At 58.8% G+C, this 23,426-nt stretch carries 25 protein-coding genes; 10 read left to right on the top strand and 15 right to left on the bottom strand.

Features of this window, described 5'->3' with window-relative positions; all coding sequences use genetic code 11:
• The 3 genes from AAC083_RS01635 to dinB all read right to left on the bottom strand — a co-directional run.
• Positions 1-417 (bottom strand): LysR family transcriptional regulator (locus AAC083_RS01635; protein WP_146181779.1); only part of this gene is annotated, 417 nt, incomplete at its 3' end.
• Positions 418-700: 283 nt separating this feature from the next.
• On the bottom strand, positions 701-2,842 hold the full coding sequence (locus AAC083_RS01630) for a methyl-accepting chemotaxis protein (protein WP_108537890.1): 2,142 nt from the start codon (positions 2,840-2,842) through the stop codon (positions 701-703).
• A 66-nt stretch (positions 2,843-2,908) separates the two neighbouring features.
• Entirely contained in the window at positions 2,909-3,961 is a 1,053-nt protein-coding gene (gene dinB, locus AAC083_RS01625) for a DNA polymerase IV (protein WP_042038094.1), read from the bottom strand.
• A gap of 132 nt (positions 3,962-4,093) precedes the next feature.
• Between dinB and AAC083_RS01620 the strand changes: the two genes are divergently transcribed.
• Complete coding sequence (locus AAC083_RS01620; protein ID WP_108537889.1) at positions 4,094-4,312, top strand: hypothetical protein; 219 nt, start codon at positions 4,094-4,096, stop codon at positions 4,310-4,312.
• Positions 4,313-4,402: 90 nt separating this feature from the next.
• On the opposite strand, the gene nqrM is transcribed toward AAC083_RS01620, so the two are convergent.
• The 9 genes from nqrM to AAC083_RS01575 all read right to left on the bottom strand — a co-directional run bounded on the left by nqrM (position 4,403) and on the right by AAC083_RS01575 (position 12,263).
• Positions 4,403-4,627 (bottom strand): (Na+)-NQR maturation NqrM, encoded by a 225-nt coding sequence (nqrM, locus tag AAC083_RS01615; protein ID WP_042038090.1) that lies wholly within the window; start codon positions 4,625-4,627, stop codon positions 4,403-4,405.
• An 11-nt stretch (positions 4,628-4,638) separates the two neighbouring features.
• Complete coding sequence (locus AAC083_RS01610) at positions 4,639-5,676, bottom strand: FAD:protein FMN transferase (protein ID WP_108537888.1); 1,038 nt, start codon at positions 5,674-5,676, stop codon at positions 4,639-4,641.
• Positions 5,677-5,679: 3 nt separating this feature from the next.
• Positions 5,680-6,903: an NADH:ubiquinone reductase (Na(+)-transporting) subunit F gene (gene nqrF / locus AAC083_RS01605; RefSeq protein ID WP_042038085.1), complete on the bottom strand. Its 1,224-nt coding sequence runs from the start codon at positions 6,901-6,903 to the stop codon at positions 5,680-5,682.
• 32 nt (positions 6,904-6,935) lie between these two features.
• Positions 6,936-7,532 carry an NADH:ubiquinone reductase (Na(+)-transporting) subunit E gene (gene nqrE, locus AAC083_RS01600; protein WP_042038084.1) on the bottom strand — a complete coding sequence of 199 codons (597 nt, stop codon included), beginning with the start codon at positions 7,530-7,532 and terminating at the stop codon, positions 6,936-6,938.
• Positions 7,533-7,535: 3 nt separating this feature from the next.
• Positions 7,536-8,168: an NADH:ubiquinone reductase (Na(+)-transporting) subunit D gene (locus AAC083_RS01595; protein ID WP_042038082.1), complete on the bottom strand. Its 633-nt coding sequence runs from the start codon at positions 8,166-8,168 to the stop codon at positions 7,536-7,538.
• Positions 8,161-8,949 (bottom strand): Na(+)-translocating NADH-quinone reductase subunit C, encoded by a 789-nt coding sequence (locus tag AAC083_RS01590; protein ID WP_108537887.1) that lies wholly within the window; start codon positions 8,947-8,949, stop codon positions 8,161-8,163. Before AAC083_RS01590 ends, AAC083_RS01595 begins: the two co-directional genes overlap by 8 nt.
• Positions 8,939-10,168, bottom strand: a complete 1,230-nt coding sequence (locus AAC083_RS01585) for an NADH:ubiquinone reductase (Na(+)-transporting) subunit B (protein WP_108537886.1) — start codon at positions 10,166-10,168, stop codon at positions 8,939-8,941. Before AAC083_RS01585 ends, AAC083_RS01590 begins: the two co-directional genes overlap by 11 nt.
• A 3-nt stretch (positions 10,169-10,171) precedes the next feature.
• On the bottom strand, positions 10,172-11,515 hold the full coding sequence (locus tag AAC083_RS01580; protein WP_042038078.1) for a Na(+)-translocating NADH-quinone reductase subunit A: 1,344 nt from the start codon (positions 11,513-11,515) through the stop codon (positions 10,172-10,174).
• 439 nt (positions 11,516-11,954) lie between these two features.
• Positions 11,955-12,263 (bottom strand): BolA family protein, encoded by a 309-nt coding sequence (locus AAC083_RS01575; protein WP_108537891.1) that lies wholly within the window; start codon positions 12,261-12,263, stop codon positions 11,955-11,957.
• Positions 12,264-12,469: 206 nt separating this feature from the next.
• Between AAC083_RS01575 and AAC083_RS01570 the strand changes: the two genes are divergently transcribed.
• The 6 genes from AAC083_RS01570 (at position 12,470) to AAC083_RS01545 (ending at position 17,685) form a co-directional block, all read left to right on the top strand.
• Entirely contained in the window at positions 12,470-13,606 is a 1,137-nt protein-coding gene (locus tag AAC083_RS01570; RefSeq protein WP_108537884.1) for a methyltransferase, read from the top strand.
• 30 nt (positions 13,607-13,636) lie between these two features.
• On the top strand, positions 13,637-14,209 hold the full coding sequence (locus tag AAC083_RS01565) for a YajG family lipoprotein (protein ID WP_108537883.1): 573 nt from the start codon (positions 13,637-13,639) through the stop codon (positions 14,207-14,209).
• A gap of 14 nt (positions 14,210-14,223) precedes the next feature.
• Positions 14,224-14,775: a peptidylprolyl isomerase gene (locus tag AAC083_RS01560; protein WP_108537882.1), complete on the top strand. Its 552-nt coding sequence runs from the start codon at positions 14,224-14,226 to the stop codon at positions 14,773-14,775.
• A 116-nt stretch (positions 14,776-14,891) separates the two neighbouring features.
• Positions 14,892-15,221 carry a hypothetical protein gene (locus AAC083_RS01555; RefSeq protein WP_108537881.1) on the top strand — a complete coding sequence of 110 codons (330 nt, stop codon included), beginning with the start codon at positions 14,892-14,894 and terminating at the stop codon, positions 15,219-15,221.
• Between the two features lie 85 nt (positions 15,222-15,306).
• Positions 15,307-16,686, top strand: a complete 1,380-nt coding sequence (locus AAC083_RS01550) for an AmpG family muropeptide MFS transporter (protein ID WP_108537880.1) — start codon at positions 15,307-15,309, stop codon at positions 16,684-16,686.
• A gap of 156 nt (positions 16,687-16,842) precedes the next feature.
• On the top strand, positions 16,843-17,685 hold the full coding sequence (locus AAC083_RS01545) for a nucleoside-specific channel-forming Tsx family protein (RefSeq protein ID WP_108537879.1): 843 nt from the start codon (positions 16,843-16,845) through the stop codon (positions 17,683-17,685).
• Positions 17,686-17,818: 133 nt separating this feature from the next.
• Here the strand turns inward: AAC083_RS01545 and AAC083_RS01540 are convergent, their stop codons facing one another.
• Positions 17,819-18,301: a YajQ family cyclic di-GMP-binding protein gene (locus tag AAC083_RS01540; protein ID WP_005311958.1), complete on the bottom strand. Its 483-nt coding sequence runs from the start codon at positions 18,299-18,301 to the stop codon at positions 17,819-17,821.
• Positions 18,302-18,501: 200 nt separating this feature from the next.
• Between AAC083_RS01540 and AAC083_RS01535 the strand changes: the two genes are divergently transcribed.
• Entirely contained in the window at positions 18,502-19,434 is a 933-nt protein-coding gene (locus tag AAC083_RS01535; protein ID WP_108537878.1) for a ketopantoate reductase family protein, read from the top strand.
• A gap of 35 nt (positions 19,435-19,469) precedes the next feature.
• Positions 19,470-20,045, top strand: a complete 576-nt coding sequence (locus tag AAC083_RS01530) for a DJ-1 family glyoxalase III (RefSeq protein ID WP_108537877.1) — start codon at positions 19,470-19,472, stop codon at positions 20,043-20,045.
• Positions 20,046-20,153: 108 nt separating this feature from the next.
• Here the strand turns inward: AAC083_RS01530 and alsS are convergent, their stop codons facing one another.
• A complete protein-coding gene (alsS, locus tag AAC083_RS01525) occupies positions 20,154-21,824 on the bottom strand; it encodes an acetolactate synthase AlsS (RefSeq protein WP_042038064.1) in 1,671 nt (556 codons plus the stop codon).
• 28 nt (positions 21,825-21,852) lie between these two features.
• Positions 21,853-22,632: an acetolactate decarboxylase gene (budA, locus tag AAC083_RS01520; protein WP_042038062.1), complete on the bottom strand. Its 780-nt coding sequence runs from the start codon at positions 22,630-22,632 to the stop codon at positions 21,853-21,855.
• A gap of 109 nt (positions 22,633-22,741) precedes the next feature.
• Here budA and AAC083_RS01515 point away from each other — a divergent pair.
• The coding region (locus tag AAC083_RS01515) for a LysR family transcriptional regulator (RefSeq protein WP_258224855.1) at positions 22,742-23,426 on the top strand (685 nt) is incomplete at its 3' end.

The following is a 23,426-nucleotide window of genomic DNA, read 5'->3' as shown; positions in this document are numbered from 1 at the left end:
GTCGGTCAGCGACCCCTCGTCCATGTCCACCGCCTTGATCCGCACGTCTATGTCCGGATGGCGTTCGCTGAACTTCACCAGCCTGGGCACCAGCCACTGGATGGCAAAACTCGGCTGCAAGCTGACGGTGAGCGCCCCCTTGGCACTGCGGGCCAGTAGCTTGTCAGTCGCCTCCGAGATGGAGGTGAAGATGTCCTTGATGTCGAGGAAGTAGCCCTGCCCCTCCTCGGTCAGCAGCAGGGAGCGGTTCTTGCGACGAAACAGCTTGATGCCGAGATACTCCTCCAGCGCCTTGATCTGGTGACTGATAGCAGCCTGGGTCACGAACAGTTCTTCCGCAGCCCGGGTGAAGCTTAAGTGACGAGCCGCAGCTTCGAATGCTTTCAGTGCATTGAGCGGGGGTAAACGACGAGACATGAGACCAGCCGATGATGAGTTTTTCTAATGGGCGGCATTATAATTTGTCGGTTGCGGGCCGACCAGTGAATAAACATAATTCGCTTCGCAATTCGTTGTCATATGGCTCACTTCTTCTCTTCCATGTTGGTTTACATGTGATTTTTGTGAGTCAGTGGTTTGCGATTGTGGTGTTGTGTTTCTTCCTCTGCGGGAAGAGGGGCTTAAATCTGACCGATTTAACCCAGTCTGTCATCTGAATGTGTTTGGCGCCTCCGGTTGGATGGCGCCTTTTTTATTATCCCTATACCTTGAACTGCCCCACCAGCTGTTGCTGCTTGTCCGCCAGCGCCGACAATTCGCGCCCGTTTTCGGCGGAGGTCGCCGCCTCGGCCCGTATGGTGTGGCCCACATCGCGAATGTTGCTGACGTTGCGATTGATCTCGTCCGCCACCCCGCTCTGCTCCTGCGCCGCCCGGGCAATCTGCTCGTTCATCTGATGTATGGTCGCTACCGCATGGATGATCTTCTCCAGCACGCTGACCGACAGATCCACCTTTGTCAGCGTCACATCCGCCTGGCTGTGGCCCGTCATGATCGCCTTGACCACGGCCTGGGTACCGGACTGAAGCTGCCCTATGAGGGTCTGGATCTCGACGATGGCGTTCTGGGTACGCCCCGCCAGATTGCGTACCTCGTCGGCCACCACGGCGAAGCCACGGCCCTGTTCACCAGCCCGCGCCGCCTCGATGGCTGCGTTCAACGCCAGCAGGTTGGTCTGCTCGGCGATGCCCTGGATCACCACCAGAATGTCGTTGATGTTCTCGCTGTTGGCGGAGAGCCGCTCCACCACCGGCTTGGCGTCGCTGATCACCGCCATCAGCTTGCGCATCGCCTCCTGGGTATCGGCCACCACATACTTGCCCTCCTGTGCCGAGGTATCGGCCTGATTGGCTGCCGCCACCGCCGAGTTGGCGTTGCCCGCTACCTGCAGCGCGGTAGCGCTGAGCTCCTCGAAGGCAGTCGCCACCAGATCCACCTCCTGATACTGGGCCTGCATGCCGGCACTGGTGCGCTCGGCAACCAGGGCCGCCTGCTCCGCGCTGGCACGGGTACCCGCGACCGTGTCTATTACCTGGCTGATGGTGGATTGCAACTTGTTGAGGAAGCTGTTGAACCATTTGGCCAGCTCACCTATCTCGTCATCGCGATGCAAGTCGATGCGCTGGGTCAAGTCCCCCTCCCCGGTGGCGATGTCCTTGAGGCGGGCCACCACGGCGCGGATGGGCGCTACTATCTGATGGGCCATCAGCCAGATACAGAGCAGCCCGATCGCCGAGATCACACCGCCTATCACCAGCTGGGTGACCACGCTGCGATGGGCCTGACTGGAGAGCTCCTCTTGCAGCTGACGGGCCGAGGCCAGCACCACACTACGGGGTAACTCGATATAGATGCCCCATGTCTGCGCGGTGCCGCGCATCCTGACCGGTACGAAGGTTTGCAGCAAAGCACCGTCCGGGCTCCAGCGGGTTATGGTCTGCCCCTGGCCGAGCCAGCCAGTCAGATCGCCGGCCAGCACCTGATATTGCTGGCCAAGCGGGCTGCCCAGAGTCACGTCGAAGCCATCCACCCCTGCGGCGCGCCCTTCGTGACTGACCAGCAGCACCTTGCCCTGACCGTCGTAGAGCACCTGACCCATCTCCTTGACCAGGTTTTGCAAGGTGGCCAGTGAGATATCGACCCCGACCATGCCAAGCAGAGTCTCCTGCTCCAGCAGGGGAACTGTCACCGAGGTCATCAGCACCCTCTGCGACCCCACATCGTCAAGATAAGGTTCGAGCAGACAGAGCGCCTTGCTGCGGATGCTACAGCGATACCATTCGTTCTCCACGCCGCCAGCCGCAGTCGGACTCTCGTCCGCCAGCACGGATTCGTTTTGCACCTCAGCTTCTATCTTGCCGTCGACCCGGGCCCAATAGGTGGAGAAACGCCCCTTGTCGTTGGCGCCGAGCGCACTGGAGCCATGGTAGTTGCTGTCCTCCCCGTCGAGCTGATCCGGCTCGAACACCGCATAGACACCGAGCAGATTGTCCGAGGAGGCCGCCGCATCGTGCAGTTGCTGATTGACGGCGCCACGCAGCGTCTCGGATGAGCCGAAATTATCCGCCGCATTCTTGCGCTGGAACAGGACCCCCTGCGCCAACAAGGTGGTGCGGAAATAGGCCTCATCCAGATAACTGGTGACCTTGGCCGCCTGTTCAGATCCCATTGCCTTCATCCAGTTTTCGGCCGAACGCTGCGCCTCCTCCGTGGTGGAGGCAAGTACCTTATCCTGCATCCGGGCGGCACTATAAAGAGAAGAGGCGACCAGTGCACCGGTACTGGCCAACAAACAACAACCGGCGATCAGAGTAATGCGCCCCTGAACAGAAAGAGAACTCATGCAACCATTCCTAGCTCATACAGATGTGATCAGTTTATCGGATTTAGAAACAAAAACTTAACCTTATCAGGCAAAATCCAAGCTGAGCTGGTTAACTTCTCCGTCACGGGGCAAACCGACCACCAGGCCGAGCAACCGGATCGGCTTGCCCTGTGCCCGCAGCAGCCCCTCATGGAGCAGGTCGTGAAACAGCTCGGGCTGATAGCCGCCACGGCGATAGACAGTGGTCTGCTGAAAATCGGCAAACTTGAGCTTGATCCCTTGCCCCATCAGCTGCGCCTGCGCATAGCCGACCGAAAAGCGCTGCTCCAGCTCGGGAATGAGCCGGCTCAGCACCTGCCAGCAGGCGGCCTCATCCAGCACGTCGCTAGCCAGGGTAGTCTCCACACCTATGGTCTTGCGCACTCGCTGGGCCTGCACGGGCTGATCGTCATGGCCCCAGATCCGCCCCGTCAGCATCTCTCCCAACTTGCCAAATCGGGCAATCAGCTCCTCGCGGCTAAGCACTCGTGCATCCTCGCAGGAGTAAAGCCCCTGTGACTCCAGCCGATCGGCCGTCTTGTGCCCAATCCCCGGCAACTTGGCCAAAGGCAGCTGGCGCACGAACTCATCCACCTCATTCGGCGTTATCACGAACAGGCCGTCTGGCTTGCGTTGCTCCGAAGCCAGCTTGGCCAGAAACTTGTTTGGCGCAACCCCGGCCGAGGCGGTCAACCCCAGCTCGCGCGCAATGGCGGCGCGGATCTCGGCCGCCATCAGGGTGGCACTGCCGCCACAACAGGGGCTGTCGGTGACGTCGAGATAGGCTTCGTCGAGGGAAAGTGGCTCCACCAGTTCGGTATAGCGCAGGAAGATGGTGCGCAGCTGGCGGGAGGTCTCTTTGTAGACCGCCATCCGGCCAGGAATGAGCACCAACGGCGGGCAGAGCTTTTTGGCCAAGCCGCTCGGCATGGCGGAGCGCACCCCGAAACGGCGCGCCACATAATTGCAGGTCGAGATGACGCCGCGCCTGTCTGCCGAGCCGCCGATGGCCAGCGGCACCTCGCGCAGGGCCGGGTTGTCCCGCATCTCTACCGCCGCGTAGAAGCAGTCCATGTCGATGTGAATGATTTTGCGCATATCACTGTATGAATAAACAGGTAACCTGCCTATGCTAACCCAGCGCTACCGTTTCTGCCATCGGCATGAAACGACGAACAGGCATAGACTCTTAAGGCACCATTCACCACCCCATGGGTCAAGGAGGACGAGATGAAAGCACTCTGGCTGGGATTAGCGCTGGGGTTCTGCCTGCTGCCGCAACCAGGCAGCAGCAAGGATAACCCGACTGCCGAATGCAGTTGGCTATATGACCGCATAGCGACACTGGAGCAAGCCATCAAGCAGGGAGACGAGCTGGGAACACGGGAAGAGCTGGCGCGCTGGAAGGCCGAGTTCAAGAAGAAAGCCTGTCATCAATACGACTACTGAGCACACCTCTACAAAAAAGCGGGCTGACCATCAGGTCAGCCCGCCTGCTATCCAGCATAGGGTCGAGTGCGACTCCAGCCCCAGACTCGCTCAGATGATCCGGTTATCGGTCAGCATCTTGCGACGGGCCTCTTCCTTGGCCATCTTCTTCTTGCGGCTCTCACAGGGCTCCGGACAATCGCACTCTTTTTCGATGCCGACCGTGCCCAGCCCACCGCAGGAACCTGAGATGGTCTTCTTCTGGAAGATGTAACCTATGGCCATGGCCACCACTACCGCCAGAAACACCCCGAAGGTGATCAAGAAAATCTGCATGCTACCGCCTCTTACTTTCTAACCAGATACTGTTTGAAGGCATCTGAATAAGCCTCTTCAAAGCCATCGGCCGTCTTGGTGATCACGAAGATAGCCAGCCCGCGCTCCTTGGCATAGGCCAGGCTCTTCTCGGGCCCGAGCACCATGAACACAGTCGCCAACCCGTCTGCCGTCATGCAGGAGGGGTGGACCACTGTCACCGACACCATGCGATGCTGGATGGGCTTGCCCGTCATGGGATCTATGGTGTGGGAGAAGCGCTGACCGTCCATCTCGTAATAGTTGCGGTATTCACCCGAGGTGGCAATCCCGTTGTCACCGGCCACTATCACTTCCTGCACGGAGCTGGCATTGGCGGTCGGCTTCTCGATGGCCACGCGCCAGGGGTGACCCTTGCCGTTGACGCCATTGATACGCAGTTCACCACCAATCTCCACCAGATAGTTGCGAGACCCCATGGACTCGAGGTACTCGGCCACCTTGTCCACGCCAAAGCCCTTGGCAATAGCGGAGAGATCCACGTAGAGATCCGGAATATCCTTTCGCAGGGTATCAGCATCGACGGAGGTGATCACATGCAAATTGCCCAGACCGGTCTTCTGGCGGGTCTGGGTAAGCAGCTCCTCGGACGGGATCTTGGTCGGACGGGCATCTGGCCCGAAACCCCACAGATTGACCAGGGGACCGACGGTAACGTCCAACGCCCCACGGCTCTCACGACCAAGGTGAATGGCTTCCGTCACCACCCGTGCGGTGTCGCGAGAGACCACCACAGGGGTCGAGCTCTTGTGCTGGTTGAAACGTGACAACTCGGAATCGGGACGATAGGTCGACATCTGGTCGTTGACCCGCTCCAGCAGGAGATCGACCTCGGCCTGGAACTTGGCCGGATCACTGATGACGTTGTCCGCCACCTTGATGGAGTAGTAGGTACCCATGGTGCTGCCGGTAATGTGGATCTCCGGCTTGGATTGGACCGCTTCCTGACCACACCCAGTCAAGAAAAAGGCTAGCCCGAAGGCTAGCCAGGTCTTTACAACACTGTGCATTGATTAACCACCAAAGTCATCCAGCAGGATGTTCTCGTCTTCAACGCCAAGGTTTTTCAGCATGTTGATGACGGCAGCGTTCATTACCGGAGGTCCACACATGTAGAACTCACAATCTTCCGGCGCCTCGTGGTTCTTGAGGTAATTCTCAAACAAGACGTTGTGGATGAAGCCTGTGTAGCCATCCCAGTTGTCTTCCGGCTGCGGATCAGACAGGGCAACGTTCCACTGGAAGTTGTCATTCTCGGCCGCCAGCATGTCGAAATCTTCGACATAGAACATCTCGCGCTTGGAACGGGCACCGTACCAGAAGCTCATCTTGCGCTTGGACTTCAGACGACGCAGCTGGTCGAAGATATGGGAACGCATCGGCGCCATACCTGCACCACCACCGATGAACACCATTTCGGCGTCGCTGTCCTTGGCGAAGAACTCACCGAACGGACCGGAGATGGTCACCTTGTCGCCAGCCTTCAGGTTGAAGATGTAGGAAGACATCTGTCCCGGAGGAGCAGTCCAGTTGCTCGGGGGCGGGGTCGCGATCCGCACGTTCAGCATGATGATGCCGAACTCTTCCGGATAGTTGGCCATGGAGTAGGCACGGATGATTGGCTCATCGACCTTGGACTCCAGTTCGAAGATCTTGAAGCGATCCCAGTCGCCACGATACTCCTCGGGAATATCGAAGTGCTTGTACTGCACGTGGTGAGCCGGTGCTTCGATCTGGATATAACCACCGGCGCGGAACGGGACGCTCTCGCCATCGGGGATCTGCAGCTTGAGCTCCTTGATGAAGGTGGCCTTGTTATCGTTGGAGATAACGGTACAGTCCCACTTCTTCACCCCGAAGATCTCTTCCGGCAGCTCGATATCCATGTCGGAACGCACAGTGACCTGACAGGCCAGACGCTCCCCATGACGGGCTTCACCCTTGCTGATGTGATCCAGCTCGGTCGGCAGAATGTCGCCGCCACCGGATTTCACCCGTACCTTGCACTGACCGCAAGAGCCACCGCCACCACAGGCAGAGGAGACAAAAATACCACTACCGGAGAGTGCACCCAACAGTTTGCCGCCAGCAGGGCCAACCACGGCTTTGGTCGGATCACCGTTGATGCTGATTGTCACGTCGCCCGCAGTCACCAGCTTGGACTTGGCGAACAGAATGACTGCCACCAGTGCCAGCAGGATCACGGTAAACATGACCACACCCAAAATAATTTCCATCTATCGTTCCTTTCTGATTGCAGGAAAGCCGATTACAGGGAGATACCAGAGAAGGACATGAAGCCCAGCGCCATCAGGCCTGTGGTGATGAAGGTAATGCCCAGACCACGCAGGCCGTGTGGAACATCGGAGTACTTCATCTTCTCGCGGATACCTGCCAGCGCAACGATCGCCAGCATCCAGCCTGCCCCTGAACCCACACCGTAGACCACAGACTCGATGAAGTTGTAGTCACGCTGCACCATGAAAGAGACGCCACCGAAGATGGCACAGTTCACAGTGATGAGCGGCAAAAAGATGCCAAGCGCGTTGTAGAGGGCCGGGAAGTACTTGTCCAGCACCATCTCCAGGATCTGCACCAATGCCGCAATAACACCGATAAAGGTGATAAAGCTCAGGAAGCTCAGATCAAGCTCGGGGGAGATAGCCCCCGGCTTCAGGACGTAGTTATAGATCAGGTTGTTGACCGGCACCGCGATGGTTTGCACCACGATGACAGCAACACCAAGACCCATAGATGTCTTGACCTTCTTGGAGACTGCCAGGAAGGTACACATCCCCAGGAAGAAAGAGAGGGCCAGGTTTTCGATGAAAATCGAACGAATCAACAGACTCAGATAATGTTCCATACCTTAATCCTTCGCCTCCACCTGCTTGGGATCCTTGGTGCGTACGCCCCAGATGATCAGACCGATGATGAAAAATGCACTCGGCGGCAGCAGCAGCAGGCCGTTGGGCACATACCAGCCACCGTTGTTCACCAGCGGCAGCAGCTCGATGCCGAACCAGGTGCCGGAGCCCAGCAGTTCACGCACGGTAGCGACGCTCAACAGAATGGCGCCATAGCCCATACCGTTGCCGATACCATCCAGGAAGGAGGGCAGCGGGGCACTCTTCATGGCGTACGCTTCAGCGCGGCCCATGACGATACAGTTGGTGATGATGAGACCCACGAATACCGACAGTTGCTTGGAGATGTCGTAGGCATACGCCTTGAGCACCTGGTCAACCACGATAACCAGTGAGGCAATCACCGCCATCTGGGCGATGATCCGCACGCTGTTCGGGATCTGGTTGCGGATCAGGGAGATGAACAGGTTGGAGAAGGCGGTTACCGCGGTCACCGCCAGCGTCATCACAAACGCAGTCTGCATCTGGCTGGTAACGGCCAGCGCGGAACAAACACCCAGCACCTGCAGTGCAATGGGGTTGTTGCCGAGCACAGGCGTCAACAGCAACTTCTTCATTTCGCTCTTGTCAGCCATTGTTGATTTCTCCTGCACGAACCTTGGCCAGGAAAGGACCAAAGCCCTTGGGTCCCATCCAGAAGTCGAACGTGTTCTGTACACCGTTGCCGGTCAGAGTCGCGCCTGACAGGCCATCGATCTCATGCATTGAACCTGCAGGGGCTTGGCCCTTGATGATTCGCAAGGCTGGCATGCCATCCTGATCGAACAACCTCTTGCCCTTGAACAGCGCTTGCCAGACCGGATTTCCAATCTCGCCACCCAACCCCGGGGTTTCCCCGTGGTCATAGTAGGTGATGCCTTGGATGGTCTCGCCATCAGCAGCCACGGCGACGAAAGCATGCATGGTAGACCACAGACCCTGGCCGGAGATGGGCAGTATGATGCTGTCGACTTGGCCTTCTGCATCCTTGGCAATGAACACCGGCATCACTCTGGAGATCTGACGCAAGCCAGCCCGGTCGTCGGCTGGCGCCAGACGAATACTCGTAGCCGGGTCTTTCGCTGCCCGCCTGATGTCGAAGTTGTCGGCATCGCCGTCAACAAATTCACCCGTGGTCAGGTCAACCAGACGCGCTTCAATCTTCTCACCGTACAATTGGGCCAGGTCACGCCTGGCTACATTGCTGATATCGATGCCGGCAACGGACAAGATGTTGCTTTGTCTGTCCAACGCCCTGTTTACCTGCTGAGCTGGACGCAGACCCACCGCAGCCACAGAGACCACGATGGAACAGACCAGACACAGACCAGTTACAACCGTCAGGGTGCCGACAGTAGAGTCTTTCTTAAACGCCACGAGCGATCCTCCGCTTGATGTTCGCCTGAGCCACGAAATGGTCAAACAGGGGGGCAAACAAGTTGGCAAACAGAATGGCCAACATCATGCCTTCCGGGAACGCAGGGTTCACGACACGGATCAGCACAACCATGACGCCAATCAACGCGCCGTACCACCACTTGCCCTTGTTGGTAAAGGCGGCGGAAACCGGATCGGTCGCCATGAAGGCCATACCAAAAGCGAAGCCACCCAGCACCAGATGCCAATGCCAGGGCATGTTGAACATGGGGTTGGTATCGGAACCAATGACGTTGAACAACAGGGAAGTAGCGACCATGCCGATCATCACACCTGCGATGATGCGCCAGGAGGCGATCCGCATGTAGACGATCATGGCGGCACCGATGAGGATCATCAGGGTGGAGACTTCACCGATGGAACCTGGCAGGTTGCCGAGGAAGGCATCCATCCAGCTGATAGCCTGACCGGTGGCATCGTTGATCAACGCCATCTGGCCGCCCTGGGCCCACTGGCTCAGAGCAGTTGCGCCCGAGTAGCCATCAACGGCAACCCAGACAGCATCACCGGAGATCTGGCCCGGGTAGGCGAAGAACAGGAACGCACGACCTGCCAGGGCCGGGTTCAGGAAGTTCTTGCCGGTACCACCGAACACTTCCTTGGCCAGCACCACACCGAAGGTGATGCCCAGCGCGGCTTGCCACAGGGGCAGCTGGGGAGGCACTATCAGAGCAAACAGGATCGAGGTCACGAAGAAGCCTTCGTTGATCTCGTGCTTGCGCACCATGGCGAACAGCACTTCCCAGAAACCGCCGACCAGGAACACGGTCAGGTAGATGGGCAGGAAGTGAGTGGCGCCGATCAGCATCTTGCTGCCGATACCGGCGACCGCAGGATCCAGCGAGGCTCCCAGCAGTTGTGCCAGTGCATATTGCCAGGTGTCGGCACCGGCTGCCGTGCCCAGATGAGCAATGGCAGCAATCGCCTGATTGCCGACGTTGAACATGCCCCAGAACATGGCCGGGAACACGGCCAGCCACACCATGATCATCATGCGTTTCAGATCGATCGCATCACGAACGTGGGCAGCATTGCGGGTCACGGACCCGGGGGTATAAAACAGGGTGTACGCCGCCTCGAACAGGGCGTAGTACTTGGCGTACTTTCCACCCGGCTCGAAGTGATGTTCCATATTTTCAAGAAGTTGCTTGAAACTCATCGCTTAACCTTCCAGTTCTATCTTGGTCAGGCACTCACGCAAGACTGGGCCGTACTCTGTCTTGCCGGGGCAGACAAAGGTACAGAGCGCCAAATCTTCCTCATCCAGCTCCAGACAACCGAGCGCTTGGGCGCCATCGATGTCACCGGAGATCAGATCCCGCAGCAGCAGGGTCGGCAGGATGTCGAGCGGCATCACACGCTCATAGTTGCCGATAGGCACCATGGAGCGATCACTACCGTTAGTGGTGGTAGTGAAGTTGATGAGTTTGCCCTTCATCAGATGAGAGAGGGTGGTGCGGGTGATGGAGAACTTGCTGGCGCTGGGATTGACCCAACCCAGGAACTCTTTCTCACGCCCTTCGCCCAGCACGCTCACCTGGTTGTGGTAGCGACCCAGGTAGTCATGCACACCTTCGGCCTTGGCACCACTGAGCAGGGAACCGGAGATGACGCGGTTTTCATCCGCACGCAGCTCGTTGTTGGTCAGCTGGCTGATGCAGGCGCCCATGCGAGTGCGCAGCAGGCGTGGCTTGACCACGTTCGGACCGGCCAAAGAGATCACCTTGTCGGTAAAGATCTGGCCTGTAGTGAACAGCTTGCCGTAAGCGATGACATCCTGATAGTTGATGTACCACTGCACCTTCTTGGCGCTGACCGGATCCAGGAAGTGGATATGGGTACCAGGCAGACCGGCAGGGTGTGGGCCGACGAACACTTCCTCTTTGACTTGCGCCAGGGAAGCGTGCGGCAGACTGGCCTCGCCCTTGCAGACGTAGACAGCGCCATCAGTCAGGCGAGTCAATACCGCCAAACCATCGAGGAAAGCCTGAGACTGTTCCTTGATGATGAGGTCGCTACTGGCGGCCAGCGGGTTGGTGTCCATCGCGGTGACGAAGATGGCGCGGGGAGAAGACTCCACGGCCGGCACCTTGCTGAACGGGCGGGTACGCAACGCAGTCCATTGGCCTGATGCGACCAGGATCTCTTGCACCTTGCTGCGCGCGAGCTGTGCCAGCTCGGCGGACGCAAAATGCTCAAAGGTCACCTGCTCGTCGGACCCATCGAGTTCGATGACAACGGATTGCAGAATGCGCTTGGCACCCCGGTTGATCTCTGAAACCACACCGGTGGCAGGGGCCGTGAATTTAACGCCGGGATTCTTCTTATCTTCGAAGAGCTCCTGACCTTTAATGACGCGATCACCTACTTTGATGAACATAGTAGGCCGCATCCCCACGAACTCTTCGCCGAGTGTAGCAACACGGGTGATGGCCGGGCCATCGTAGATTACTTGCTCCGGAGCACCCAGCACGGGGATGTCCAGTCCTCTTTTAATTGTAATCATACTCACTTGCACTACCGTTAAGGGAAGACAGGTTGATTAGCGCCGAGAAATACATCACGACGAGTTGTTGAATGAGCCCGTTTATGTTGCAAAATAATGTCGAAGAAACAAACAAATCAGCAACATACAGGGTCATTCAAAAGCAGTTGAGTTTAGCACTTATGGCCAGTTTACTGCCATGCAAAATGGGGAAAATCCCCGCTCTATCACAAAATCATCGAAATTTAATCATGCCGATTTATTCACTAAACCTCAGGGTTTGCCTCGCACTGGCCATTATTACCCCAAAGTAGGTAATGGCGTTTATGTTCAAAAATCGACTAGAAATTTGAATGTCTGGGCAGGAGAGCGACGTCACAAGCAGGGGCTAGCGACGCCGCAAAAAACGTTTAGTAATTGTTAATTAATCGAGGATTGGGTAATCAATTCGTCAATAGCCTTAGGCCAGACCATTCTTGCTGACGCAACTCGGCGTCGTCGGTGCCTGTTCCCGTTGCCGCCACTCCTGCTCCGTATAGGTATGCAACGCCAGTGCATGAATGGCACCCGCCAGCTCGTCGGCCAGCACGCCATTGACCTGGCGATGGCGTGCCAACAATCGTTGACCCTCAAAAGCCTGGCTCACCACCACTACCTTGAAATGGCTCTCTGATCCCGGCGCGACCCTGTGCATGTAGCTTTCGTTGATCACCTGCAGGTGGCTGGGGGACAAAGCAGCGGCCAACTTGGCCTCGATCTGTTGTTGCATGGTCACGAGCAAAACTCCCAAAATGGATGTCCGGCCATTGTAGCCAGGGTTGGTGGTATGACGAAATCGTCCGCCACGGGAAAATGGGCCCGGTTTTGCCTCTCGCCCTGTGCCGCCGGACTGGTGAAATTCTCCGCCCCCGCTAGAATAGCGCCACTTTGCGCCCCGCTGGCGCCTGTTTTATGAATCATCTGGACGCTTCGCTTATGCAAACCCTTCTCGAAACGGCTCATTGTCGTCTGACCCTGTATCGCTATCCACGCCAGAGCCAGGATCCGTTGCAGGCCTGGGATGCGGCAGACGAGTATCTGATCAATACCCTGGCAGAAGCACCGCTCGCGCAAGCGGGCCCCGTCATCATTATGAATGACGGCTTCGGTGCCCTGGCAGCCTACCTGCACGACCATACTCCTGTCTGTGTGAGCGACTCCTACATCAGCGAGCGGGCCACCCTGGCCAACCTCGCGGAAAACCAGCTGGATCCCAATGCCATCACGCTGCAGGATACGCTGTCCCCTCTGCCGCCAGCCCCGGCACTGGTGGTGATCAAGGTCTCCAAATATCAGGCGCTGCTGGAGCAGCAACTGTTGGCCCTGCGTCAGGTGGCAACCCCGGCCACCCGCATCCTCGCCGCCGGCAAGGCCAAGGACATTCACAGTTCGACCCTGGCGCTGTTTGAAAAATACCTGGGACAGACTCGCACTTCGCTGGCCTGGAAGAAGGCACGCCTCATTCATTGCACCGTCGATGGCACATCGGCCACCCCCCTGAACAATCCCTTCCCGACCGTCTGGCCACTGGAGGGCACCGACATGCTCATCCACAACCATGCCAATGTGTTTTCGCGTACCAGCCTGGATATTGGTGCCCGTTTCATGCTGGACAATTTGCCTGTGCACAGTGCACGCAAGGTGATCGACCTGGGTTGCGGCAACGGCGTGCTGGGGCTGGCGCTGCTGGCGCGGGATGCCGAAGTGGAGGTGACCTTTATCGACGAATCCCATATGGCGGTCGCTTCGGCGCGGCTCAACGTCGAACACAATCTGCCGGATGCCCTGCCCCGCGCCCGCTTCATGGTCAATAACTGTCTCGATGGTGTGGAGGTGGGCTCGGCGGATCGGATCCTCTGCAACCCGCCCTTCCATCAGTTGCAGGCGATCACCGATCATATCGCCTGGCAGATGTTCAGCGATGCCCACCGGGTATTGCCCCAGGGGGGGGAACTCTGGATAGTAGGCAACCGTCATCTGGATTATCACAACAAACTCAAGCGCCTGTTTGCCAACGCACAGGTCGTTGCGTCGAACAGCAAATTCGTTATTTTGAAAGCCATCAAACGTTAACTGCCATCAAACGCTTTAAAGGAAACCATGATGAAAAAGTCACTCTTGCTGCTGGCCGCCCTGATGCTGGGTGGTTGCGCGACTCACTGGCCGGAAACCGCGCTGCTCAACCCGCAGGTGGTCCCTTCCAATCAGCAGTACTACTCAGGCAACCGCATCACCCTGGAAGGCGTCGACAAGCGTGAAGCTGCCTACGTCTTCGCCATCAAGAAGAAAGATAAGGCCGTCGTGCTGGTCAACAGCGAACAGCCGCTCAACAACCTGCTGGCCGAGAAACTGGCGGAAGGTCTGCGCAGCCAGGGACTGATCGTTGGCAATAGCGGTACCACCAATCTGACCCTTGCCATCTCCAGCGCCGTTGTCACGGTGGAAGAGAAGACCTTCACTTATGTCACCAAGTCCCGCGTCAGCCTGCAGGTGATTGCGGACTTCCAGGGCAGCAAGTTGACCAAGCAGTTCAACATGTCCTCCAGCAAGGAAGGTCCGGGTGAACCAACCATGGCCGAGCTGGAATCCATCCTGAACCAGCAGCTGGGCAGCTTGCTGCAACAGATCATGGCGGACAATGCCCTGCGTGGTTATCTCAAGGGTCAACCGAACTGAGCGAGGATAGTTAAATGAAAAAACTCTGGTTACTGGTCATGCTGATCACCCCGCTGGCCTTCGCTGGCCCCAAGGTCAGGATGGAGACCAATCACGGCAACATAGTGGTGGAGCTGGCCTCCAAACAGGCGCCGCAGACGGTGAAAAACTTCCTGCGCTACGTGGCGGACGGCAGCTATGACGGCAGCCTGTTCCACCGGGTGATCCAGGACTTCGTGGTGCAGGGGGGCGGCTATAACCAGCAGTTCCAGCAACTGCCGACCTTTGACCCCGTGGTCAACGAGTCCAAGGGCGGCCTGCCCAACAAGCGTGGCAGCATCGCCATGGCCCGTACCCAGGCCGTGGACAGCGCCACCCGCCAGTTCTACTTCAACCTGACCGACAACAACAACCTCAACGCCAGTGCTGGCGCCGGTTATACCGTATTCGGCCAAGTGGTACAGGGCATGGAGGTGCTGGACAAACTGGCCCAGGTGCAGACGGGTTACAGCTCCATTCTGCGCGCCAACGACGTGCCCACCAGCCCCATTATCCTGAAGAAGGTGGTGTTGCTGGCGGAGAAATAACGCGGGCCGGATCACATTCCGCCGCGTCTTTGCCCGGGTCACCGGCGTCCCTTTCTATACTCTGACCTTACCCCATTTCCCCGGGGTATGGCCCACACGAGGAGAAGGAGGTTCCGGTGACCTGCAACGACTACCTAGCCCAACACACAGTCTCGCTGGCCCAGGCAGTTCGTCATTTTCTGGCACGAGAAATCCCCTATCAGCAGTTGGAAGATCTGAGCTGGCAGCTCCTCTCTCACTGGCAAGACTTGCCCCATATCCCGGCAGACAAACAACCGGCCACCGACCAGGAAGGGGTGTTCTGGTACCTGCTGCACAGCCTGCATCAGTGGGATGAGCAGCAGATCATCACCGACGTCTGGCTGCGCCTGCAGCTGATGGCGTGTGCCAACTATCTGACCACCGAGGGCCCCTGCCCGCACCACTGCATGGGTTCACGCCCCTGAATCGAGCCCCACCACGCTCGGCTTGCCTTGGCTATCCCCCCCGAACCTGACAAAATGGCGCAATTTTCCCAGAGGAGTCAGGTATTTGAACACTGTCCGTACACCGAGCTGGCGAGATTCGCTCGCCGTCTACCTCGAGACTCGGGTCCTCATACTGTTTGCCATGGGCTTCTCGTCCGGCCTGCCTCTGCTGCTGGTCTTTGGCACCCTCTCGTTCTGGTTGCGCGAGGCCGATGTCAGCCTGACCGACATCGGCTACATGAGCTGGGTGGCGCTGGCCTATGGCCTCAAGTGGCTGTGGTCGCCGCTGGTTGACCGGCTGCAGCTGCCACTGCTCGCCCGCTGGCTGGGACGGCGCCGCAGCTGGATGCTGCTCTCCCAGGTAGTGATTGCCCTCTCTCTGGTAGGCATGGCCTATTGCGATCCCAAGACCCAGCTCGCCCAACTCGCCCTGTTTGCCCTGCTGGTGGCGTTTTCCTCCGCGACGCAGGATATCGTCATCGATGCCTATCGTATCGAGTCTGCGCCGGAGCGGTTGCAGGCGGCCATGGCGGCCTCCTACATGACGGGTTACCGGCTGGCAATGATCATGGCCGGCGCAGGGGCGCTGGCGCTGGCCGCCTGGTTCGGCAGCAACAGCGGCTATGACTACAACGGCTGGCGACTCACCTATTTGCTGATGGCGGCTCTTATGTCACTCGGCGTCATCACCACCTTGATCTGCCACGAACCGGATATCGATCTCGCCGGTCAGAACGAGCAGCAAGCGGCGCGTAAGGCGCTGCTGCTCTCCCGTGGTTGGCCCACCTCGCTGGCCGGCGCCGGCGCCTGGATCTACGAGGCCATCTGGTGTCCGTTTGCCGATTTTTTCCGCCGTTACGGCGGCTCGGCCATGCTGATCCTGGGGCTCATCGCCTGTTATCGCATCTCGGATGTGGTAATGGGGGTGATGTCCAACAGCTTTTACGTGGACATGCAGTTCAGCAAGACGGAAGTGGCCACCATCACCAAGGTGTATGGCGTCATCATGACGTTGGTGGGGGCCGCCCTGGGGGGAGTGCTGGTGATGCGCTTTGGCACCCTGCGAATCCTGTTTCTCGGCGCCCTGCTCACCGCCAGCACCAACTTGCTGTTCGCTCTGCTCAACGAAGTGGGCCACAACCTCGAGCTGCTGACCCTGATCATTTCTCTCGACAACCTGAGCGCCGGCATAGCAACAGCCGCCTTCGTGACCTATCTGTCGAGCCTGACCAACGTGGCGTTTTCCGCCACCCAGTACGCCCTGTTCAGCTCTGTCATGCTGCTGATGCCCAAGCTGCTGGCCGGGTTTTCTGGACATTTCGTCGAACAGTTTGGCTACAGTACCTTCTTTATCGGTACCAGCCTGCTTGGCATCCCTGTGTTGGTCTTGATCATCATGGTTGCCAAACGAGGAAAGCCGTTGCTACCGGAATCGGATAAATAGCAAGCGTTTGCGTAAATTTGGGGGTGATTAGATTCACACTTCCAAATAAAGTTCCCCGGCTCTTGTTTCTCCGATGAATTTATTTGGCTAGAATGCCCCCCGCTCCTTATGGGTAGGCTACGGAAAACCTCAACTAACGTACAAGAGACCAATAAAATGGCCAAATTTACCAAGACTCTTATCGCTGCCGGTCTGCTGGCTGCTGCCGCCACCCCGGCCTTTGCTGCTGACTACAGTGGTGACATCCACAAGAATGATTACAAGTGGATGCAGTTCAACCTCATGCACACCATCGACCAGCGTCCCTTCACCGCCGGTCAGGATGGCTACAACGACACCTATTTCGAAATGGAATTCGGTGGTCGTTCAGGTCTGTTTGATCTGTACGGTTACGTCGACGTATTCGACGTCTTCAACTCCCGTCACAGCGACAAGCACGATGGTCAGAACCTCTTCATGAAGTTTGCACCGCGTCTGTCTCTGGATGCGCTGACTGGCAAAGATCTCTCCTTCGGCCCGGTGCAAGAGGTGTACATCGCCTCCCTGAACAACATCGGTGACAACCAGATGGAGAACATGATCGGTCTGGGTGCCGATGTCATGGTGCCTTGGTTTGGCAAAGTTGGCATGAACCTGTATGCCCGTCACGCCACTGAAAACCAGTTCTTCACCGAAGAAGAAGGTGACTGGAACGGTTACTGGTTCGCCATGAACTGGTTCAAGCCTTTCTATACCTTCAGCAACGGCAGCTTCGTCTCCTATCAAGGTTACCTGGATTATGCCTTCGATCTGGATACCCACAGCCGTGCCGACCGTACCAGCGACAACCTGGCGACCTTCCACGGTATCTACTGGCACTCTGATCGCTACGCTGTGGGTTATGGCCTGAAGTACTTCATGGATGCCTACGGCAACAAAGACGGCTCTGCCGCGTTTGACGGTACCCCCTGGAAGAGCTCCGGCTTCAGCCACTACTTCTCCGTTACCTACAAGTTCTAATCAAACGGGTAATGCAGATACAAAAAACCGGAGCAGCTGCTCCGGTTTTTTTATGGCTCTGCCATCGAACCTTTGACGGCCGTACTGCGTGGCGAGCGCGCAAGGGGGGAGGGCCGACCCCTCCCGCCCATTATCAATCGCGGAAATTCTGAAACTGCATCGGCTGACCCAGCTCGGCACCACGTACCAGCGCCATGGCTTCCTGCAGATCGTCACGCTTCTTGCCGGTGACCCGCACTTCATCACCCTGAATGGCGACCTGCACCTTGATCTTGGAATCCTTGATCAGCTTCACCAGTTTCTTGGCGATCTCTTTCTCGATCCCCTGCTTGAACTTGACGTTCAGGTGGAAACGCTTGCCAGAGTGAACGCTATCACCCACGTCCATTGAGCTGTTCTCGATGTTGCGCTTGAGCAGGGCTGCGCGCAGGATCTCGACCATCTGCTTGAGCTGGAAATCGGCATCGGCCTCCAGCTTCACTTCTTCTTTGTTCAGCTCGAAGCTGGCTTCAACACCACGAAAATCGAAACGGGTCGCCAGTTCACGATTGGCGTTATCGACGGCGTTCAACACCTCGTTCATTTTGACTTCAGAGACAATATCGAATGACGGCATGTCAGGGCTCCTCATGTTGCGCTATAAGGGGGCAAATCTACCAGAAAACCGGCAAATTTGCTGATTTCGATGGGATTGCTCTGCTAGAATCCCCTGCGCGCAGGAATGGCGAGACCTGTTAGTGTCCGCCACGCGACATCTTCACTTATCCCCGGCGGGGGTTGACCGGAATACAACCCCTACCTTGATTGAGTCTCTCCATGCCAAGCGGATTACACAGTTCCCGACTGCCCTCCTCCCCCCAATGGTCACTGCTGGGCTGCGGCGCCCTGGGTGGCGTCTTCGCCTCCCTGCTGACTCAAAGCGGTCAACCTACCCGCGTTTTGCTGCGCGATCGTCACCGTTCGACCCTGCATCCCAGGATCGACTTCACCTCGCTGGATGGCCATACCCAGCTGATTGCCATCGAGCGCGGTTTCATTAGCCAGCCAGGCCAGATCACGCGTCTGCTGGTGGTGACCAAGGCCGGTCAGGTGGTGTCGGCCCTGACGCCGCTGGTGGGCAAGCTGGCTGCGGGAGTACCCATAGTGCTGCTGCACAATGGCATGGGCATAGCCGAGCAGGTGGCCCAGCTGTTCCCCCATAACCCTGTCATTGCGGGTGTCACCAGCCACGGCGCCATGCAGGGCGGCCACTTTGTGTTCCGCCATACCGGCAAGGGTGAAACCTGGCTCGGCCCGGTCAATGAGGCGGCCAAAGCCTATGCCACCCTAGCGGACGATCTCGGCGCCGCCCTCGGTCAGGCCGGTTGGGATGAGCAGATCCTGGCTCGCCAGTGGCAAAAACTCGCCATCAACTGCGCCATCAATCCGCTGACCGCGCTCTATAAACTCAAAAATGGTGAACTGGCCGGCCCCCGCTTCGCCGATGTCCTGCAACAGATCTGCGTGGAAGTCGCGGACGTGATGCAGGCCGAAGGCCAGCCCACCAGCAGCGATGAGCTGTTGCGCCGCGCCATGACGGTGGTGGAGCTCACCGCCGACAATTACTCTTCCATGTACCAGGACATGGAGCAGGGCAGGGAGACCGAGATCGAGGCCATCACCGGCTTCCTGCTGGCCTGCGCCGCCAAACACGGCATAGCGGTGCCGGTCAATCAGGGCCTCTATCAGGCCATCAAAGAGAAGCGCTGAGCCCGGCAAGAGCGCGGGCAACCAAGGAGTGCAGTATGACCGTATTGGTATTGGTAGCCCCGGGCTCGGAAGAGATAGAGACGGTCGCCATCGTCGACACCCTAGTGCGCGCCCGCATCGAGGTGCTGCTCGCCTCCTGTTGTCCAGCGGGTCTGCGCCAGATCCGCGCCTCCCGCGGGGTGCAGCTGGTCGCTGACTATCATATCGACGAGCTGACCAGCCGTGACTTCGAGGCCATCGTCGTGCCGGGCGGTTTGCCCGGCAGCGAAGCAATCCGTGATACGCCTCTCGCCATCGACCTGCTCAGGGAGCAGGCGACGCTCGGCTGCTGGCGGGCGGCCATTTGTGCCGCCCCCGTGGTGGTACTGCAACATCATGATTTGCTGGGAGATGCCAGCGTGACCTGCCACCCGGGCTTTCAGGCCCAGCTGCCCACTCGCCAGCTCAGCACGGCACGGGTCGTGACGGATGAGACACATCGCCTGGTTACCAGCCAGGGGCCAGGCACCGCCATCGAATTTGCCCTCGCGCTGGTGCGGGTGCTGCGCGGGGACGAAGCCGCCCTCGCGGTGGCCGGCCCCATGGTGATGCCCCCTGCTGTCATGCCATGACCCCTGCCGCCATCGCGGAGACCCTTTTGTCATGACAGAGCGCCCCTTGCCAACCGGCAAGGGGCGCTCTGCTATTGGCCGGGGGCAACTCTGCCCCCCTTTTGATCGCTAGCTCAGCAACTCGGGTCTGAGCTGCTCCATCAGCAGGTGGTTGTCACTGTAATCCACCGGTATAGCCACCACGGCAGGCCCCACCACGGCCATAGCGGCGCGCAGAGTCGGTCGCAACTCTTCGGCGCTGGTGACTGCAAATCCGGCCGCCCCGAAGGACTCGGCATAGGCCTTGAAGTTGATGGGCCCGAAGCTCACCCCCGAGCTACGGCGGTACTTTTTCTCCTCCTGCATCGCCACCATGTTGTAGCCGTTATCGACCCAGATGATGTGCACTATGTTGGATTTGAGCCTCACCGCCGTCTCCAGCTCCATGCTCGACTGCATGAAGCTGCCATCGCCGGAGACAGAGATGATCTTCTCCCCCGGCCGCACCATGGCAGCGCCTATGGCCCAGGGCAGCGCCACCCCCATGGTCTGCTGACCGTTGGAGATGAGCACCTGGCGCGCCCGGAAGCTGTAGAGGTAGCGGGCAATCCAGATGTGGAAGCTACCCATGTCCACACACAGTGTCATGTCCTGCCCTATGATGTCCTGCAGCTCCTTGACGATGCGCAGCGGATGGATCGGCATGCCACCCAGATGTTGGGCATGCTGGGTCAGCTGATGGCGCTGGATGCGGATCTCCCCGAGCAGAGCGGCGATGGCGGGATCCCGTGCCAGCGGTTTGTTCAGCATCTTGGTCAAGCAATACAGATTGGCACTAATGGACCCAACCAACTCCACCGCCGGGCAGTAGCTGCTGTCGATCTCCGCCGGCAGGGCATCGATGTGCAGCAGTTGCCGTTCACCCGTGTCGTTCCACAGCACAGGGTCATATTCGATGGGGCTGTAACCGATACAGATCACCAGATCTGCCCCCTGCAGCAACCTGTCCCCCGGCTGGTTGTTGAACAGCCCCACCCGACCGGCGAAGTCATCGAAATGGTGGGAGTCCACCACACCGGCCGCCTGATAGGTGCCCGTCACCGGCAACCCGCTCTTGTCCAAAAAGGCGCGCACCGCGAGAGAGTTTTCCGGCCGGCTGGCCAGCAAGCCGAGCAGCACCACGGGTTTGCGGGCTTGCGCCAGCAGGCTCAACGCCCTGTCTATGCCTGCCGTATCGGCGGCACCGGGTTCAGGAATGGCTCTGGGCACCAGGATGGCGCCATCGGTCGGCTCGTTGATGATGTCCATGGGCAGGCTGACGAAGGCCGCACCGGGGCGACCCAGCTCGGCGGACCGAAAGGCGTTGGCCATGACCTCAGAGAGGGCGGATCCTGTGCCCACCTGGGCGCAGAACTTGGTGACAGGGCGGCACAGGCTGACAGTATCCAGACTCTGGTGAGTGAGTTTGAGGCCATCGGCCCGTCGCACCGCGCCACCCAGTGCCACCATGGGATCCCCTTCGGAAGTGGCGGTGGCCAGCCCGGTAATGAGGTTGGAACAGCCTGGCCCCGAGGTGACCAATGCCACCCCGGCCTTGCCGGTCAGCCGGCCCACGGCGGCAGCCATGAAGGCCGCGTTCGCCTCATGGCGCACCACTATGGTGTCGATGGGGGAGTCTTCCAGCGCATCGAACACCCGATCGATCTTGGCCCCCGGAATACCGAATACCTGCTTGACGCCCTGCGCCTCCAGGTGGCGCACAACCAGTTCGGCCCCACAGCCCCAGTGTTGATTTTCCATGACAATGACTCCTTGTTGAGCGAAAGGGTTAGCCTTCGGCAGCGCGAATGGCGCGGTCCAGATCGGCGGGATTGAGATCGGCCTGCTGAAAGGCCGGATTGCGTGGCAGTTCTATGTTGAGGTGCTGAACCACAGACAGCTGCAGCTGGCCGTGGCCCATTGCGTAATCGAGGATGTGGCCGCCCCCCTGGCGATCTTGCGTGATGAAGTGCTCGTGATAACCGGCCACGTTGATCCCCTGCACGAAGGGTGGGCAGCGAAAGCCCACCAGGGTGCCGCGCTGCTGGCTGAACGAGAACAGCGGCTGGGCTTCTATGGCTTCCAGCATGGGTTTGTAGGGCGGGGTCTGGCAGGGCACAGTGCGAACCTGCGCCTGCTCAAACAGGCCGTCGAGCCGAAAGGCGACGAAGACGTTGTCAGTGCCCACCAGTTGATCGATCCATTGATGGATCTCGTCGCGGCTGAGGGGGTGATCGAAGCGGCGCTCCAGACAGGGGCGAAAATGGGTCATCACCGCAAACGGGGTTTTCTGGCCAGCCTGAGCCGGACGGGCCGAACCGTCGGATTTGAGTTGATGGATCTGGCGCTCGAACGCAATCAGCTCGCCGTCGAGCCGGTTGAAGGTGCCAAGACCGAAGTCGCCGTGGCGCAGCAGATCCGCCATGGTGGTCTCACCCTCATAGACGCCGGCCAGCAGGGCGCTCATCAAGGAGCTCTGATAGACCTCGCCCCCCCCCTGACGGGCTTGCCAGCGAGCAAACTGCTGGCTGATCTCGATGGCACAGTCACACTGTGTATTGGTTTCCATTTGGGTTTTACCTCCAATCCTGTTAGGTTGGTAAATCAGGATTCAATAGTGACCAAGATCACAGCTTGATACCAATATCCAAACCCATCAGCTTCGAGACGTACCAGATATGGAATTTCGTTACCTGCGCTACCTGGTAGCCGTGGCAGAGAAGCAGAGCTTTACCAAGGCGGCCGAGGCGCTGGGCATGGCCCAGCCGCCCCTCAGCCAGCAGATCCGCAAATTAGAACAGGAGGTGGGCACGCCGCTGTTTCACCGGCTGACCCGCAGCGTGGAGCTGACCGAGGCGGGGCTGAGCCTCTATCAGGATGCCAAGGGGATATTGTCGCAAACCGAGCAGGCCATGCAGAAGGCCAGGCGCATCGCCCGTGGTCAGCTCGGCTCCCTGCGCCTGGGATTTGCCGGCTCCACAGTGTTGCACCCGAGTGTGCTGCGGCTCATCCATGACTTTCGCCAGGCCTGGCCCGAGGTGAGCCTGCATCCCATCGAAAACAGCATGCCCAACCTGGTACGCGACCTGATGAGTGAGGAGCTGGATGCCGCCATCCTGCGCCTGCCCTGCAGCAGCAGCTCATCACTGACCCACCACCTCATCGATGAGGAGGATATGCTGATAGCCCTCCCCCCACACCATGCGCTGGCAGGCAGCGGCGCCATCGCCATCGAGGCCCTGGCGGCTGACCCCTTCATCCTGTTCCCCCGCGAACTGGGGCCAGGCCTGCACGATGCCATCACCCAACGCTGCCAGCGCGCCGGTTTCAGCCCCCGTCTCGGCAGCCAAAGCCCGCAGGTGC

Source organism: Aeromonas sp. HMWF014 (assembly GCF_963878295.1).
Classification (GTDB): Bacteria; Pseudomonadota; Gammaproteobacteria; order Enterobacterales; family Aeromonadaceae; genus Aeromonas; species Aeromonas popoffii.
This window is presented reverse-complemented; position numbering and strand designations above follow the sequence as displayed.

Excerpts from the sequence above, each read along its gene's own strand:
- AAC083_RS01630 (WP_108537890.1), bottom strand. The coding sequence starts at position 2,842 with ATGAGTTCTCTTTCTGTTCAGGGGCGCATTACTCTGATCGCCGGTTGT.
- dinB (WP_042038094.1), bottom strand. The coding sequence starts at position 3,961 with ATGCGCAAAATCATTCACATCGACATGGACTGCTTCTACGCGGCGGTA.
- AAC083_RS01620 (WP_108537889.1), top strand. The coding sequence starts at position 4,094 with ATGAAAGCACTCTGGCTGGGATTAGCGCTGGGGTTCTGCCTGCTGCCG.
- nqrM (WP_042038090.1), bottom strand. The coding sequence starts at position 4,627 with ATGCAGATTTTCTTGATCACCTTCGGGGTGTTTCTGGCGGTAGTGGTG.
- AAC083_RS01610 (WP_108537888.1), bottom strand. The coding sequence starts at position 5,676 with ATGCACAGTGTTGTAAAGACCTGGCTAGCCTTCGGGCTAGCCTTTTTC.
- nqrF (WP_042038085.1), bottom strand. The coding sequence starts at position 6,903 with ATGGAAATTATTTTGGGTGTGGTCATGTTTACCGTGATCCTGCTGGCA.
- nqrE (WP_042038084.1), bottom strand. The coding sequence starts at position 7,532 with ATGGAACATTATCTGAGTCTGTTGATTCGTTCGATTTTCATCGAAAAC.
- AAC083_RS01595 (WP_042038082.1), bottom strand. The coding sequence starts at position 8,168 with ATGGCTGACAAGAGCGAAATGAAGAAGTTGCTGTTGACGCCTGTGCTC.
- AAC083_RS01585 (WP_108537886.1), bottom strand. The coding sequence starts at position 10,168 with ATGAGTTTCAAGCAACTTCTTGAAAATATGGAACATCACTTCGAGCCG.
- AAC083_RS01580 (WP_042038078.1), bottom strand. The coding sequence starts at position 11,515 with ATGATTACAATTAAAAGAGGACTGGACATCCCCGTGCTGGGTGCTCCG.
- AAC083_RS01575 (WP_108537891.1), bottom strand. The coding sequence starts at position 12,263 with ATGCAACAACAGATCGAGGCCAAGTTGGCCGCTGCTTTGTCCCCCAGC.
- AAC083_RS01570 (WP_108537884.1), top strand. The coding sequence starts at position 12,470 with ATGCAAACCCTTCTCGAAACGGCTCATTGTCGTCTGACCCTGTATCGC.
- AAC083_RS01565 (WP_108537883.1), top strand. The coding sequence starts at position 13,637 with ATGAAAAAGTCACTCTTGCTGCTGGCCGCCCTGATGCTGGGTGGTTGC.
- AAC083_RS01560 (WP_108537882.1), top strand. The coding sequence starts at position 14,224 with ATGAAAAAACTCTGGTTACTGGTCATGCTGATCACCCCGCTGGCCTTC.
- AAC083_RS01545 (WP_108537879.1), top strand. The coding sequence starts at position 16,843 with ATGGCCAAATTTACCAAGACTCTTATCGCTGCCGGTCTGCTGGCTGCT.
- AAC083_RS01540 (WP_005311958.1), bottom strand. The coding sequence starts at position 18,301 with ATGCCGTCATTCGATATTGTCTCTGAAGTCAAAATGAACGAGGTGTTG.
- AAC083_RS01535 (WP_108537878.1), top strand. The coding sequence starts at position 18,502 with ATGCCAAGCGGATTACACAGTTCCCGACTGCCCTCCTCCCCCCAATGG.
- AAC083_RS01530 (WP_108537877.1), top strand. The coding sequence starts at position 19,470 with ATGACCGTATTGGTATTGGTAGCCCCGGGCTCGGAAGAGATAGAGACG.
- alsS (WP_042038064.1), bottom strand. The coding sequence starts at position 21,824 with ATGGAAAATCAACACTGGGGCTGTGGGGCCGAACTGGTTGTGCGCCAC.
- budA (WP_042038062.1), bottom strand. The coding sequence starts at position 22,632 with ATGGAAACCAATACACAGTGTGACTGTGCCATCGAGATCAGCCAGCAG.